12 protein-coding genes are annotated in these 15,534 nt (G+C 45.6%); 8 read left to right on the forward strand and 4 right to left on the reverse strand.

What is annotated here, in order from left to right; translation table 11 throughout:
* The first annotated feature begins 388 nt into the window (after window positions 1–388).
* Window positions 389–865 (forward strand): hypothetical protein, encoded by a 477-nt coding sequence (locus ACO1R6_RS21440; protein WP_486267161.1) that lies wholly within the window; start codon window positions 389–391, stop codon window positions 863–865.
* A gap of 485 nt (window positions 866–1,350) precedes the next feature.
* On the opposite strand, the gene ACO1R6_RS21445 is transcribed toward ACO1R6_RS21440, so the two are convergent.
* Window positions 1,351–2,190, reverse strand: coding sequence for a sugar phosphate isomerase/epimerase family protein (locus ACO1R6_RS21445; RefSeq protein WP_486267162.1), 840 nt, complete (start codon window positions 2,188–2,190; stop codon window positions 1,351–1,353).
* A 362-nt stretch (window positions 2,191–2,552) separates the two neighbouring features.
* Here ACO1R6_RS21445 and ACO1R6_RS21450 point away from each other — a divergent pair, with 362 nt between their 5' ends.
* On the forward strand, window positions 2,553–3,647 hold the full coding sequence (locus ACO1R6_RS21450) for an amidohydrolase family protein (RefSeq protein WP_486267163.1): 1,095 nt from the start codon (window positions 2,553–2,555) through the stop codon (window positions 3,645–3,647).
* A gap of 63 nt (window positions 3,648–3,710) precedes the next feature.
* Here the strand turns inward: ACO1R6_RS21450 and ACO1R6_RS21455 are convergent, their stop codons facing one another.
* The 3 genes from ACO1R6_RS21455 to ACO1R6_RS21465 form a co-directional block, all read right to left on the reverse strand.
* A complete protein-coding gene (locus ACO1R6_RS21455; RefSeq protein ID WP_486267164.1) occupies window positions 3,711–4,265 on the reverse strand; it encodes a hypothetical protein in 555 nt (184 codons plus the stop codon).
* 367 nt (window positions 4,266–4,632) lie between these two features.
* Window positions 4,633–5,226, reverse strand: a complete 594-nt coding sequence (locus tag ACO1R6_RS21460) for a histidine phosphatase family protein (protein WP_486267165.1) — start codon at window positions 5,224–5,226, stop codon at window positions 4,633–4,635.
* Window positions 5,227–5,431: 205 nt separating this feature from the next.
* On the reverse strand, window positions 5,432–6,907 hold the full coding sequence (locus ACO1R6_RS21465; RefSeq protein WP_486267166.1) for a sulfatase family protein: 1,476 nt from the start codon (window positions 6,905–6,907) through the stop codon (window positions 5,432–5,434).
* 315 nt (window positions 6,908–7,222) lie between these two features.
* Between ACO1R6_RS21465 and ACO1R6_RS21470 the strand changes: the two genes are divergently transcribed.
* From ACO1R6_RS21470 to ACO1R6_RS21495, 6 genes are all read left to right on the forward strand, one after another.
* Window positions 7,223–8,440: an aldose epimerase family protein gene (locus tag ACO1R6_RS21470; protein ID WP_486267167.1), complete on the forward strand. Its 1,218-nt coding sequence runs from the start codon at window positions 7,223–7,225 to the stop codon at window positions 8,438–8,440.
* Window positions 8,441–8,706: 266 nt separating this feature from the next.
* Window positions 8,707–10,320, forward strand: a complete 1,614-nt coding sequence (locus tag ACO1R6_RS21475; RefSeq protein ID WP_486267168.1) for a family 43 glycosylhydrolase — start codon at window positions 8,707–8,709, stop codon at window positions 10,318–10,320.
* 231 nt (window positions 10,321–10,551) lie between these two features.
* On the forward strand, window positions 10,552–11,064 hold the full coding sequence (locus ACO1R6_RS21480; protein WP_486267169.1) for a 2'-5' RNA ligase family protein: 513 nt from the start codon (window positions 10,552–10,554) through the stop codon (window positions 11,062–11,064).
* Between the two features lie 507 nt (window positions 11,065–11,571).
* Window positions 11,572–12,768, forward strand: a complete 1,197-nt coding sequence (locus ACO1R6_RS21485) for an MFS transporter (RefSeq protein ID WP_486267170.1) — start codon at window positions 11,572–11,574, stop codon at window positions 12,766–12,768.
* 265 nt (window positions 12,769–13,033) lie between these two features.
* Window positions 13,034–14,284, forward strand: coding sequence for a DUF2264 domain-containing protein (locus ACO1R6_RS21490; protein ID WP_486267171.1), 1,251 nt, complete (start codon window positions 13,034–13,036; stop codon window positions 14,282–14,284).
* Window positions 14,285–14,445: 161 nt separating this feature from the next.
* Window positions 14,446–15,534, forward strand: a complete 1,089-nt coding sequence (locus ACO1R6_RS21495; RefSeq protein WP_486267172.1) for a Gfo/Idh/MocA family protein — start codon at window positions 14,446–14,448, stop codon at window positions 15,532–15,534.

Raw genomic sequence — 15,534 nt, forward strand, 5'->3', positions numbered from 1 at the left:
CAAAGCCAAAACCCTGAGTCCTGACTAACTATATATTTATAAGTAAGTGGTCAGTTGTAAATTTTTAGAATACAGAATTTTAGCTCTTTACGTAAATAAATAATGTAAAATAATTTTTTTTGTTACTTAATAACAAAAGCCCCAAATCAGGTTTATGCTGGTTTGGGGCTTTCTTATTAGCAGCCTTGTTAAATATAAGCTTTCTGGTTTCACGTAGAACATTACAAAAATGCACAATCGTAAAAAGGGCTGTTTAAAATTTATCAAGGATTTATAAACAGCTTTCTTACCCAATTTATTTACCGGTATTTAGATTAAATGTTAAAGTTATTTATACATGTACCCTTGGCTTGCGTAAAAGAGCAGGTATTACCTTAATAAATTTAGCATGACAGATAAACAGCATACACCCAATACAGATACCATTACCGGCGGCGAAAACCGGAAAAATTTAGCCGGCAACTTAGGCGACCAGGTGCCAAATGATAGTGATAATGTTTTACGCATGGGTGCCGCTGCCCTTACCGGTATGGGTGCGCAAAGCCAGGTAGCCGACATGAGCAGCGGGGGCAACAGCATCCGGGCTATTGGTGGCAGCGAAGATTATACCGGCGATGACACCAGCGGCGGCGGTGCCGACCCCTATGGCGAGGAGGAAGGCAGTGGTACTGGTTCGGGCGTAGGCAATAATGAGCCGGCTGGTGGCGGCACCGGCAACGATTTGGCCGGCGAAGAAGGTTATGACCGCGAAGCCGACGGCGGTGGCGGGGCCGGGCTGGATGCCGGTGGTTTGCGCCGCGGCAACAGCAACAACCCAGATACCAGCGTGTCGCCGGGTGGCCTTGGCTCCAATAATGATGATTGAAATACTTAACCAGTACAAGTACCCATATTTAAAAAGCGGCTCATAAGCCGCTTTTTAATTTTACTGTCGGCAGCAACTCAATTTCTTTTAGCAACTATTCGGTAATCCTTCCCCTACCCCCTCCGGAGGGGAACGTTCAATGCTGTGAAATATACTTGCTTAAATATTTAATAATAAAAGACTAATTAGGTAAAAGACAGAAAATCGGTATTTACTATACAGGATAAAACAGGTTAACAGTAGCTACCGGCAAATAGCGCAGTCGGTGGCGTGAATACCTGCCGGAAGATGCTCTTCTGGAAGAGAATCTTCTTAGATTCCGGTGCTTTAGCATTGTGTGGTACGAGCAAAGGAAAATTAGACCGTCTGAACCCACGGCCGGGAACTTAACTTAGGCCAAAGCTAACCGTTAGCACCACCACCGCCTTACCAGATGAAATCTTGCAAAAAAAACGCTTAGATTTTAATTTTTACGCAACACGCAGTTAATAATTCATCTTTTTCAGATATTCAATATTATGCTTCATGCTATCTAAAGGCGCACCGGCGTATTCTTCCTGCTCTACAAAATAATATTTCATACCCGATTTTTGCGCATTCTGGAACATACGGGCAATATCTATGCGGCCTTTGCCAAACTCGGTACTTTCGGCTTTGTCTTTACGCATATCTTTCAGGTGCCACAACGGGAACCGGCCCGGGTATTTCTCGAAGTAAGCAATGGGGTCGTTGCCGGTTACCAGCACCCAACCTAAGTCCAGCTCCATTATTACCAGTTTAGGATCGGTTTCGGTTAATAGCAAGTCGTAGAGTACCTTGCCGTCGGCTTTTTCAAACTCGTAATCGTGGTTGTGGTAGCCAAATAAAACGTTTGCTTTTTTGCAGGCTTCGGCCGCTTTGTTAAAAGCCTCGGCTACGCGCTGGTAATTACTAACAGTTTGGCCTTGGCTGGGCAACGACGAGCAAATTAAATATTGCTGACCCGATTCGGCGGCTTCGTCTACGGTGCGTTGCCAGTTTTTATCGAGGTGCACGTGGCCACTACGCAAAGTCATGCCCAAATCCTGGGTAATTTTTTTAATTTCTTTGGCACTTAAGCCGTAATAATGGCCTTTGGGGCTATTCGCCGATTCTAATTCTTTGTAACCCAAGGCAGCTAATTTTTTCAGGGTGCCGGTGGCATCGGCCAGCATCTCGGTGCGAACCGAATATAGCTGCAGGCCCGGATTTTTAACTTTAGCGGCCTGGCTTACCTGAGGCAACAAAAAAGTCCCCAAAGCCAAAGCGCCCGATGTTTTTAAAAACTCTCTTCTGGTGGTGGTCATATTTAAATAGTATGGGCTAAGTAAGTGGTCAGTTTTAAGGTATAATAAATTTTAAAATATTGGCTTGCAATTTTTTACATAGATAATACAGAGTAATTACATCCTGTTACTTATCAGAAATCAATATTTACAACAAAGTGGGCTAGCTTCAATGGGCCATCCTACAACTAAAAGGCATAAGTTATTAAAAGTTTGATTAAGCCTTTAAGTATTATTTAAAATATTATTCAGGCAGGCCCCGTCCATCTGGCTAAAAGCTAACGACTGGTTAACCCTAAACCGGCATTTTTTTAAAATCATCATGAATCCTCGCTTAAAGATAAAGGATTTATTATATTGGCTCTAAAAGTTAGCGTGCTCCCATGAAGAATATTTACTTTGGTTTTACTTTGAGTTTAGTATTAAGCATCAGCGGTTTGGTGCAGGCCCAAGATATGTCGTTTGAAGAATACGAGCCTAAATCTGGGTTGAAAGTGCCCGAGCACCCAGTTATGCGCGCCAAATATCCGTTTATTGATGTGCATAACCACCAGAACTCCGCCATGACCAAAGAAGCACTGGCTAAACTGGTAAAAGATATGGACGGAATAAATTTGCAAACCATGGTAAACCTGAGCGGCGGTTTTGGAGAAAAATTGAAAGCCGGCGTTGCGAACATGAAAGGCAATTACCCTACCCGGTTTTTATTATTCGCCAATATTGATTTTAATAAAATTGATGAACCCGATTTTGGGAAGAAAGCCGCCGCCCAACTAGAGCAGGATGTAAAAAATGGGGCACAAGGCTTAAAAATATTCAAGAACTTAGGCATGACCACCACGGCCAATAACGGCAAACGGGTACCTACCGACGACCCGCGCCTGGACCCTATCTGGGCCAAAGCCGGCGAACTGGGCATTCCGGTTTTAATTCATACCGGCGAGCCCAAGCAGTTTTCAGAACCCCACGATAAATACAATGAGCGTTGGCTGGAACTAAAGCAATTTCCGAACCGGGCGCGGCCAGCCGATAAATATCCGCCGTGGGAACAAATAATGAGTGAACAGCACCGCATGTTTAAGAAGCATCCGAAAACCAAATTTATAAACGCCCACCTGGGTTGGTTAGGCGGCGATTTGGCCCGGTTAGGAAAATTGATGGATGAATTGCCCAATATGTACACCGAAATTGGCGCGGTGCTGGCCGAAATAGGGCGGCAGCCACGTTTTGCCCGAGAATTTTTTATTAAATACCAGGACCGGATAATGTTTGGCAAAGATATCTGGGAACCCAGCGAATACCACGTTTATTTCCGGGTGCTGGAAACCAACGACGAATATTTTGATTATTACCGCAAACGGCACGCTTTCTGGAAAATGTACGGTTTGGGCCTGCCCGACGAAGTGCTAAAAAAATTGTATTACAAAAATGCTTTAAAAGTTATTCCGGGTATTGATGCCAAAGCTTTCCCGAACTAATAAAAAAGGCCTGCTCTTATACAAAAGCAGGCCTTCTTTATTGGCTTTTAAATCAGCCTATATTTAATCATTCCTTTTGTTTACCTTCACGGGATTATCGGGGTTGTTTATACCCTCATGGCCACTGCTTTTACCGCCACCACGGCCATCCATATTGCCACCATCGTGGTTAGCCTGGCCTTTTTGGGCAGCATTTTTAGGTCCGGAATCTTGCCGGCTCCACCGGGTTTGTTTTATATCATCAGAATAATCGCCGTTGTGGTAGCCGTATTTCATATCCTGGTCGGCGCTGGAACCATCTTTTAAAGTACCCGCACCCCGAATTTCGCCCGAACTGGTATGGCTGCCTTTTTTAGTTGTATGGTAGTTGTTTTCGGATTTATAGCCTTGCTCACCGGCTTTGCTTTGGTGCTCGCCGGGTCCGCCGCCCTGGCGACCTTGTTTGTTATCGCCGCTATCAGTTACCGGCCCGCGCTCTCCGCTTTTAAATTCGGCAGTCGTACCATTATCGTCGCCGCTGGGGTGTTGCACGGCTTCGTCCATGTTGTGTTTACTATGTATGTTATCTGGCGAGCGATGATCACTGTTACCACTGTTGCCTTTATGATTTCCCTTCATAATCTTTTGTGTTTTAAAGGTTCGTAATGTAAGAGGAACAATAGCGGTTTACGGGCAGATACCGTAGATTGTTATTCTGGTTTTCGTTTAATTTTATTATTTGGGTATTTTACAGGGTTTACGGGGTTTTAGCGCCGCAACAAAATGTAAGAATATAATCCGGTGCGGGTTTACGGGCTTTGCTTTAACCAAAGTATATGCGCTGTAAATAGGCTTGCTTCTGGTAAAAATATAATATTGGGCAGGGATTGTAAAAGGAATAAGTTATTTGCTAATCCGAGTTATAATATTTCCGGAGAAGATTAAATATTCAAATTATCAGCTCCGTAATAGTTAAATAAATTTTGTGCAGAACAATGGTCTGAATTTAGCCGGCGGCGGGTTTTACCAGTTCAGTTACGGCTAAAAAACCACTGCCGTCGTGCCGTACCACCCGCCAGCCCATTTTGCGCAGGTACCGCCGGATAAATAAATTTAGCATACCGTGGGCTACCAAGACCGTCTTTTTTTCTTCGGTGGCATATTGCGCCAGGGTAGCCGCACATTGTTTTGCGCGGCGGCGCGCTTGTTTATACGTTTCGATACCGCGGCTGTTCAGGCCTAAGAACCAAAGAATACGGGCTCCGGTTAACCAGGCTTTTAACGGAAATTGCAGTAAGGGTAACGATAATATTTTGCGCTCGCATTCATTAAATATTTTATCTTCTACGAGGGTTATGTCGGGGCCAAAAATAGCCAGAGCCGTTTGTTTGGCCCGGGGCAAAACACTGCAATGTACGCGAGTAACTTCGGTAAAAGGCAACCCAGTAGGCTTGTTTACAATGGCTTCAATGTCGGCAGCATCGTATTCTTGAATATATTGGGCCGCCCGGGCATGGTTATACAGGCCGCTCCGGACCACCTTAGGCCGATAATGCCGCACCAGAAAAATATGCAGTTGGGCTGTCGGAGCATCTTTCATAAAATATTACTGCTGCTAAATTTTGCCAAAATCAGGTTAAATCAAAATAATATTACGTTTTTCCGGTAATTATATCGGGGTGTTTGTTAAATATTTATATTAACCGGATTATCTGGTTAAGTAACTGCTGAACAGAATTTATAAAATGCCCTACCTGTTTTCCCGCAGCAGAAATATTCCTGAACATCTTCAGGCACAAACAGGTTTACAGCAACGCTTTGGCTTCGGTATCTTCGTAGCGATTAATAAGTCCGGTAAGTTTGGCTTGCAGGTCGGCAGTAATTTTTTCGTAGCCTTTTTTGCCGTACAGGTTTTGCATTTCGTGCGGGTCTTGCTGCAGGTCGTACAACTCCCAACCGTTTACCCGCTTGTAAAACCGGATAAGTTTATACCGGCTGGTTTTAACGCCAAAATGCGGCGATACGGCATGTTCGCCATCTTCATAATAATGGTAATACATGGCCGCACGGCCCTGGACCTTTTTATCGGTAAGCAACGGCCACATCGATTCACCTTGTACATCCTTCGGAACGGGTATTTTGGCAGCCTCCAGCAAAGTAGGAGCAACATCCAGATTCATGACAAAGGCATCAGATACGGTGCCGGGCTTAACTACCCCTGGGTAGCGCATGACCATGGGCGTTCTAAAAGATTCTTCGTACATAAAGCGCTTGTCGAACCAGCCGTGCTCGCCCATAAAAAAGCCTTGGTCGGAGAGGTAAATAACAATAGTATTATCGGCCAACTTATTTTTATCGAGGTAAGCGAGGGTGCGGCCAATGCTGCGGTCTAAGGCAACGGCAGTGCTTAAATAATCGCGCATGTACCGCTGGTACTTCCATTCGGTTAAGGCCTTACCCGATAAATTGCGGGCTTGTAAATCGGCCATAATGGGTTGGTAGTAGGCATCAAACTTAGCGCGTTGGGCCGCATTCATGCGGGTAATATTGCCGTCTTTTATTTCGGTATTGGCCGGAAACATTTTCAGGTCGTAGCCCATTATCATGGTTTTGGCAATATTCATGTCCTGCACGCGGGCAGCTTCCCGGTTTTCGTAGGAATCATAAAAATTGGCAGGCAACGGAAATGTTACGTTATCGAACCGGCCCATGTCTTTAAAATCGGGTAACCAGGTGCGGTGCGTAGCTTTATGGCCAATAACCAAGCAAAAAGGCTTGTTTTTATCGCGTTTGTTTAACCAGTCTTCCGCCACATCTTCGGTAACCTCCGATACGTAACCTTCCAGCCGCTGGCGGCTGCCATCCATCTTAATAAAATCCGGGTTGTAGTAATGGCCTTGTCCGGGTAAAATCTGCCAGAAGTCGAACCCTTGCGGTTCGGTTTCCAGGTGCCATTTCCCAATCCAGGCGGTTTGGTAGCCACCCGAGCGCAGTTGCTTGGCAAAAGAATCCTGGGCACCATTAAAGCGGGAGTTGGCATTGTCTTTAAAGCCGTTTTTGTGGCTGTATTTGCCGGTTAACAGCACGGCCCGGCTGGGCCCGCAAATAGAGTTGGTTACATAAGCCTTCCGGAAAATAACGCCTTCTTTGGCAATGCGATCGATGTTGGGCGTTTGCATTAATTTGCTGCCGTAAGCACTTATGGCCTGATAGGCATGGTCGTCAGAAACAATAATTACAATATTGGGCTTTTGGGCCTGGCTAAAAACCGTAAACGGCATAAGCCAACTTAGCCCAACTAAAAACAGGTTTAACCAACAAGCCGGCATCGAAATCATATATTTTTAACTTTAAAGTGAACAACCAAGGCAACTAGAAATCTAAAGTAAAGCATAAATTTAGAGAAGACATAAAACAAGCCCCACAGCCGGTCAGAAATTTATCTCCGGAAGCGAAAACTATAGTATAAGAAAATTAAGTTTTAAGGGTTTATAATTAAAAAAATACCGGAGCTTGCACCAGATTAAATTTATCTGTTACCTTTAAAAACTTATCCAGAACCTATAAAATATTAAAAGACAAATCCACCAACCAGTATGAAAAAGCGAAATGTAAGAAATGCTTTGCTGCTGCTCGCCGGCTTAGGCCTTGGGGCCAGTACGTTGCCGGGCTGCAATGAAAATAAACGGACAGCAGAATCAACTACCACCAGCGAATCGACTGAAACCAACGAAAGCAACATGAATATTCAAAAACAAAGCTTTGGCCAAACAAAAGAGGGCACCGAAGTACAACTTTATACCCTGAAAAACGAGTCGGGTATGCAGGTGCAAATAACCAATTACGGGGCTACGGTTACCTCTATTCTTGCCCCCGATAAAGCCGGCAACACCGGCGACGTAGTCTTGGGCTTCGACAATGTTTCGGGTTATACCAGCGATGCTTTTACCAAGAGCAATCCGTATTTTGGGGCCATTGTGGGCCGCTACGGCAACCGGATTGCCAAAGGCAAATTTACCCTCGATGGCAAGGAATATACCCTAGCTACAAACAATGGTGCCAACCACCTGCACGGTGGCAACAAAGGTTTTGACCGGGTAGTTTGGCAGGCAGAAGAAATGCCGGGCCAGAATGCCCTTAAACTAACGTACGTGAGCAAAGACGGCGAAGAAGGGTATCCCGGCACGCTTACTTCTAGTGTAACTTATACCTTAACCTCCGATAACCAACTGCGCATTGATTACGAAGCCACCACCGATAAGGCTACGCCCATTAACTTAACCAACCACAGCTATTTTAACTTAGCTGCCGGCCAGGCCCAGGATGCGCTGCAGCACGTATTAATGCTTAACGCCGACCGCTACACCGTTGTAGATGCCACGCTTATTCCGACCGGCGAATTACGGCCGGTAAAAGGTACCTCCATGGATTTTACCACCCCTACCGCCATTGGGGCCAGAATAAACCAAGTTGAGGGCGGCTACGACCATAACTACGTATTAAACAACGTAGACGGCAGCATGAAACTGGCAGCCACTGTTTACGAACCCACCAGCGGCCGTTATATGGAAGTTTTCACGACTGAACCCGGTATTCAGTTTTATTCCGGCAACTTCCTGGATGGTACTTTAACCGGTAAAAATAATACTGCCTACAAAAAGCATTACGGGTTCTGTTTAGAAACACAGCATTTCCCCGATTCGCCAAACCAACCCAGTTTCCCGTCTACTATTCTGAAACCCGGCGATACGTACCGCACCAGCACCGCCTATAAATTTTCGGTGAAAGAACAGGAAGAAAGACCTGCTCCTTAAATTGATTAAACTCCAATATTTACCTTATTTATAAAATATTGCCCCTTCAGCTAAAAAGTAAAAGGGGCAATATTTTTTTAAAGTAATTAACGCTTTAATAAAAACCAGCTTAGCTTATGCCTATTTACTTGCCGGTGTAGGTGCAATTACTATCTGCTAATAGGTATAACTGAATAATTATTTATTACCGGGCAGCTAAATAGCGATATTTTCGGGCCTTTATCTAAATTGCGCCCAGCTAGCATTTTCCACCACAACCTAAACTGATGAAAAAAATCTTGTACCCGCTGTTGGCTTTACTAACCCTGGCCTGCAACGTTAATAAAAGTAAAACCCCGACCCAAACCAATACCAACGATAATGCTGGTACTGCTGCTAAACAAACTTCTGCGGTCACTTACAGCAACCCGGTACTTCCCGGCGACTACGCCGATCCTTCGGTTATTCGGGTAGGTAACGATTACTGGGCTACGGCAACTTCTTCGGAATGGGCACCACTTTACCCCATTCTGCACTCTAAAAACCTTGTCGACTGGGAAACGGTAGGTCATGTGTTTCCGGATAAGCTGCCCAATTGGGCCGATAAGCACTTTTGGGCACCCGAAATAACTTACGAAAATGGCAAATATTATATTTACTATACGGCTAGTAAAAAAGGCGGTAACCTGTGTGTAGGCGTAGCCAGTGCCAGCAGCCCCACCGGCCCTTACACCGACCACGGCCCTTTGGTTTGCCAGGAAGTAGGTTCTATTGATGCTTACCCCATTCGCGACGAAAAAGGAGAACTTTATTTAATCTGGAAAGAAGATGCCAACAGTGTACGCAAACCTACACCGCTTTGGGGTCAGCGCATGAACGAAGAACGTACCGCCTTACTCGGCGAAAAATTTGAATTGTTCCGCAACGATCCTAACACCTGGGAAGGTGGCCTGGTAGAAGGTCCGTTTTTACTACGGCGCGGCGATTATTTCTATACTTTTTATGCCGGCGATGCCTGTTGTGGACGAGGCTGTACGTACGGGGTGGGTGTAGCGCGGGCTAAAAACCTGCGCGGGCCTTGGGAAAAGTATGCCCAAAATCCGATTCTAAAACAAAATGATGCTTGGAAATGCGCCGGGCACGGCTCGCTGGTAACCGATACGCAAGGCCGCTACTTTTTTATGTACCACGCTTACAGCACCAATGGGTTTGTGTACCCCGGTCGCCAGGGGCTCCTCGACGAAATAACCTGGGACAAAGATAACTGGCCACATTTCAGCGAAGATGCGCCTAGTGTTACCGCACCCGCGCCGCATAACCAAAATGCCCCCGATGTACTGGATGTAAAAGAAGAGTTTGCCGGTAACCGTTTAGCACCCAGTTGGCAATGGTCGGTAACGGCTGCCCCTAAATATACTTTCCAGAACAAAGGCTATTTGGTACTGCAGGCTTCGCCGGATAAAATAGGTAGTTTATTGGGCCAACGCACCAAAGCCGCCGCTTATACCGCCACTACCGCAGTAAATGTAAGTAGCTTAACTCCAGGCACCACCGCCAGCCTGGCCGCCATTGGTGATCCTGAAAATGCCTTAGGCATTGGCCTGAACAACGGCGAAATATTACTCTGGAGTACCAAAAGCAACAAAACCAACACGGTAGCCCGCGCGGCTGCGCCAGCTACTGATTTTATTTATTTCCGGTTGGTAACGCAAGCTGGCGATAAAATGCTGTTTTCCTGGAGCCCCGACGGCCAAAACTGGCGCTCCTTAAACAACGACCAAGCCTTAGATGCCGCCTACCTGCCGCCCTGGGACCGCGGTATCCGCATTGGCTTAACCGCCAAAGGCCCGGCCAACGCCAATGCTACTTTCGATTGGTTCCGGATGACGCACGGCAGTTAAAATCAGCTACTAGAATATTAGCGCTTGCCGCAGGAACTATTAATTAAAAGGCCGTAATAAATCCTGCGGCAAGCGCCACATTACCCAATATTTTAAACGCCTTATCTAAATATTCAGAGCAATATTTTGGGCATCGGGTAAGCAGAGAAAAAATACAGGTTAAGGCAAAGCATAAATGCGGCTGCATTAAACAATCAACCTCATTTATACCAATACCCCGTATACTTCCGTATGGCCGAAAACCCGCCCCTTATTCTGACGTTGCAACTCGACGAACCGAGCTTTACGTTTTTTAATGCTTTAAGGAAAAAGTATTTCCCGCCCGCCATTAATTACCTCGATGCACATCTAACACTATTTCACCATTTACCCAATATTCCGGCAATAACTGGGCTTCTGGATGCCATAACTCTTAACCAGCCGGTTATATCATTAGAGGTAATTAACCTGATGAAACTGGGCCGCGGCGTGGCTTACCGCCTGGAAAGCGCTGCCTTAATACAACTGCATCGGTTTCTGCAGGGCAATTGGCAGGAATGGCTTACCCCGCAAGACCAGCAACGCTTAAGGCCCCACATAACCGTGCAAAACAAAGTAACGCCCGAAGTTGCCCAGATGCTTTTTACCGAACTAACCCCTAACTTTAAGCCTTTTACCGCCCAAGGCCTAGGTTTGAGTTTGTGGGAATATAAGGGCGGCCCCTGGCAAAAAGTAAAATACTATCCATTTAAAAGCAGCCAATAGGTAAGCCCAATAACCAACGGGCGGTAACAACACCATTGCCGTCAGACTAAGGAATATTTAAGAATAATTCACTTCTGCTCGCGAGAGTTTATAAAAGAAAGTTTGCAACTTCCGGCCAGTTAAAAACCGGCCTTTATCAATAGGCACAACTTACGCTTCGCTAAACTTGCGCCAGCTCTAGTTTGGAATTGGTGGTATTATCACCGCCCATTACTTGCTGAGCCCCAAATCTTCAGTAGGTTTTGCTCCTTTCTAAATAAATCTTTTAAATAAAACGACAGAATCACATCACCCCTCTTTTTACCCTGTCCATTAATATTACCTATACTTATCACTTAAAACTTATTACTTACTACTTAAACAAAAGCTTGCGAAAGACTACCTTTGCCCAACAGAATAGCTATTGTATCTTATGCCATGGTTGCTTCTGCTTAAAAATTTACTTTAGCCACCAACTATAATGGTGATTCGGGAGTACTAGGAGATACCTTAAAAACGAAGTGGATAATGCGGGTAGAAAATTCGGTGAGTCTGCGGGGCTCCTTTCTTACAAAAATGGATTTATTAACGAAACAGCGGGTTTCATTAAGTATATTTTTCTTTATCTCGGGATTTACTTTTTCTAGCTGGGCTTCCCGCATCCCGACCATTAAAGCAACTTTGGGCCTGAACGAAGCCGAATTAGGTACCGTGCTGCTGGCCATGCCCATCAGTTCTTTTGTGGGTTTGCCGCTGTCGGGTTGGTTGGTAAGCAAGTTAGAAACCCGCATACCCTTAATGATTGGGTTTGTAATTGGTGCTATCTGCCTTTCATTTATTGCGCTGGCTACTTCTACTTTTGCCCTGGTGGTTACCCTTTGTTTGTATTCGCTGAGTATGCGGATGTTTAATATTGCCGTAAACACCCAAGCTATTACCCTGCAAAAGCAATTCGATAAAAAAATTAATGGGTCGTTTCACGGGCTTTGGAGCACCGGCGGCATTATGGGCGTAGGATTTACCACATTATTAATTTCTATGGGTGTGCCCATTATACCCCATCTGGTATCGGTTTCTTTAATGGCTATTCTGATAACTTTGGCAGCCTACCGCTTTTTATTACGCAACGACAAAGCAACTTCCGGAAATAAACTGGCTTTAAACAAACCCGATGCCTATATTTTATACCTGGGTTTGCTCGTGTTTTTTGCAGCAATCTGCGAAGGCGGTATGTTCGATTGGAGCGGCATTTATTTTCAGGAGGTATTAAAAGAAGATGTTTTTACAGCCGGCTACCTGGTTTTTATGTCGTTTATGGCCTTTTCCCGGTTTGTTTCGGATTGGATTATTGATAAACTGGGTATGCCCACTACCTACGTTTTAAGTGCTTTGCTTATATTTTCCGGAATTATGCTGGCTATTCTTTTCCCCAGCTTTTGGCCCGCTATGGTTGGCTTTTCGCTGGTGGGTTTTGGTACGGCCGCCATTATTCCTATGACCTACACCTTGGCTGGCGCTTCGCCCCAATATTCGCCTGGCATTGCCATATCGTTAATTGCTACTTTTGGTATTGTGGGTATGTTATTGGGCCCGCCCATGATTGGGTACCTGGCCCACGCCTTTAACCTGAAAGTATCGTTTGTGGCTTTTGCCATTTCGGGCATTATGCTCATTCCTATTTCGCGGTTATTTTTTAAACTGAATAAATCGCTACCCAAGAATTAAAATAATTACGGTTGCGCTGTTCTTTTAACGGAATATTTTGGCTGAAATTCAGGTAAAATATTCCGTTATATTTCGGCAACTTTAACTTAAGGCAAGGCTTTGGTCGGCAATCAAATCCTTAAACAGAAATTTATTTGGTTAATTATTCATCGCCCCGCAGAGAGGCTGGTTAACTTTTCCGTTCCGTAGCCGGAATATTTTAAGTTGCATGGGTAAGGTAAAAATCTTTACTTTAGAAAAAACATTATCCACCAATTAACTTTTCATGTTTCGCCGAGATTTCTTTCGCCAGGCTTCTTATTTAGGAGTAGCCGGAGCTTTGGCTCCTGGTTTTACTTTAGCCCACCCTACTCCCGCTAAAAAGGTAAATGACCGTCAGCTTTGGGTAGATACTTTAACTAAAATAGCCGACCCGGTTCTCAGCAACCTTAGCCGGGGCGAGTTAAAAAAGAACATGCCCGTAGAGTCGGTAGCCGGCCGCGAGAAAGACCGCCGCAATTACACGTATTTAGAGGCTTTTGGCCGGTTAATGGCCGGCATGGCGCCCTGGCTGGAACTGGGTAAAGACGATACCACCGAAGGCAAACTCCGGGCTAAATATTTAGATCTGGCGCACTTATCGCTGGCGGCGGCCGTAGACCCCAACTCCCCGGATTACATGAATTTTAAATCGGGGGGGCAGCCGGTAGTAGATGCCGCTTTCCTGAGCCACGCTTTGCTGCGGGCTCCCAAGCAGTTCCTGGGCAATATAGAAAGCAACACCAAACAGCATTTAGTAAAAGCTTTGCAGGCCTCGCGGGTAATTACGCCGGGCTATAACAACTGGCTATTGTTTAGTGCAATGGTAGAAATGGCACTGCTAAAATTAGGCGAGCAATGGGACGGCATGCGGGTAGATTATGCCATTAAATCGCACCAGAACTGGTACAAAGGCGATGGTGTTTACGGCGATGGCCCCGAATTTCATTTTGATTACTACAATAGCTACGTTATTCACCCCATGCTGCTGGAAGTATTAAAAACCGTAAGCGAAATTCAAAAAAATCAGCAAAATGCTTACCAAACAGCCTTAAAGCGTGCGCAAAGGTATGCCGTTATCCAGGAAAGACTTATATCGCCGGAGGGCACTTTCCCGCCCATTGGTCGCTCGCTGGCTTACCGGTTCGGAGCTTTTCAGTTACTGGCCCAAATGGCCCAGATGCAAAAATTACCCGAAGAATTGGCACCGACCCAGGTAAGAAGTGCCTTAAGCGCCGTAATTAAACGAACCATGGCTGCGCCGAATACTTTCGATAAAAACAACTGGCTTACCATTGGTTTTAGCGGCCACCAACCCAGCATCGGCGAAACGTATATTTCTACGGGTAGTCTTTACTTGTGCAGCACCGGTTTATTGCCCCTGGGCTTACCGGCTACCGATTCTTTCTGGGCGGCACCCGCCCAGGACTGGACCGCCAAGAAAGTCTGGAACGGGACAGATATAAAAGCCGACCACGCTTTATCGGGTTTAACTTAGCCTTTCATCAAATTAAAAATTAGAAATAATGAATTAGAAATTGGGTTCAGGTTATGCTTTATCCATTTTAGATTCATCATCATTCTAAAAATATAATGCGCGCAACATGCGCAGGCAACCAAGATGGCCGAAGTAAAACTTGGGTTTAAATTAGAAGATATATGAAAGCATTTTGGCTCTCGCTTATTGGTGTTATAATGGTATTTAGCCAAACTTTTGCCCAGGCACCGCTTAGGCTTGCCCTGGCCGGACTAAGCCACGGCCACGTAAACTGGATATTTAACCGCCCAGATAAGCAAGATGTACTTTTAGTCGGGATTTACGAACCAGATAAGGTCCTGGCCGATAAATATGCCCAACAATTTAAGCTGGATCCCAAACTGTTTTTTACCGATTTAAATAAAATGCTCGACCAGGTTAAACCGGAAGCCGTATCGGCGTTTGGGGCCATTAGTGAGCATATAACAGTGGTAAGGGCTTGTGCGCCGCGCAAAATCCACGTAATGGTAGAAAAACCTTTGGCTACTACCTTAGCCGATGCAAAAGAAATGCAAGCGTTAGCCGCCAAAAACAACATCCGGGTGCTCACCAATTTCGAGACCTCGTGGTACGCCAGTAACCAGCACGTAAATAATTTGCTGCAGGAAGGCAAGCTGGGCGAAATCCGGAAAGTAATGGTAAACGATGGCCACCAGGGTCCCAAAGAAATTGGCGTGAGCAAAGAGTTCCTGGCCATCTTAACCGACCCGCAGAAAAACGGTGCCGGTGCGCTGGTAGATTTTGGTTGCTACGGCGCCAACCTGATGACCTGGCTATTAAAAGGTCAAAAACCACTTTCGGTTACCGCCGTGGTGCACCAGAACAAACCCGATATTTATACCCGCGTAGACGACGAAGCCACGCTCATTCTGCAATATCCCCAAACGCAATGCATTATTCAGGGATCCTGGAACTGGACTTTTGCCCGTAAGGATATGGAAGTTTACGGCACCAAAGGCTACGCCGTAGCCGTAGATGCCACCACGGTTAGGCAACGGCTAACGGGCAAAGCGCCAGAAGAAACTTTAAAGCTTACGCCCCGCCCCGCCCCTTATACCGACCCATTCTCTTTGCTGGCGGCCGTGGTAAAAGGCCGGTTACAGCTCGATAAAAACGACTTGTACGAATTGCCCATGAATGTTACTGCCGTAGAAATTCTGGAAGCAGCCAAAGAATCAGCTAAAACAAAGAAAACCGTTTTCCTGAAGTAA

It is taken from the genome of Adhaeribacter sp. (genome assembly GCF_057359045.1).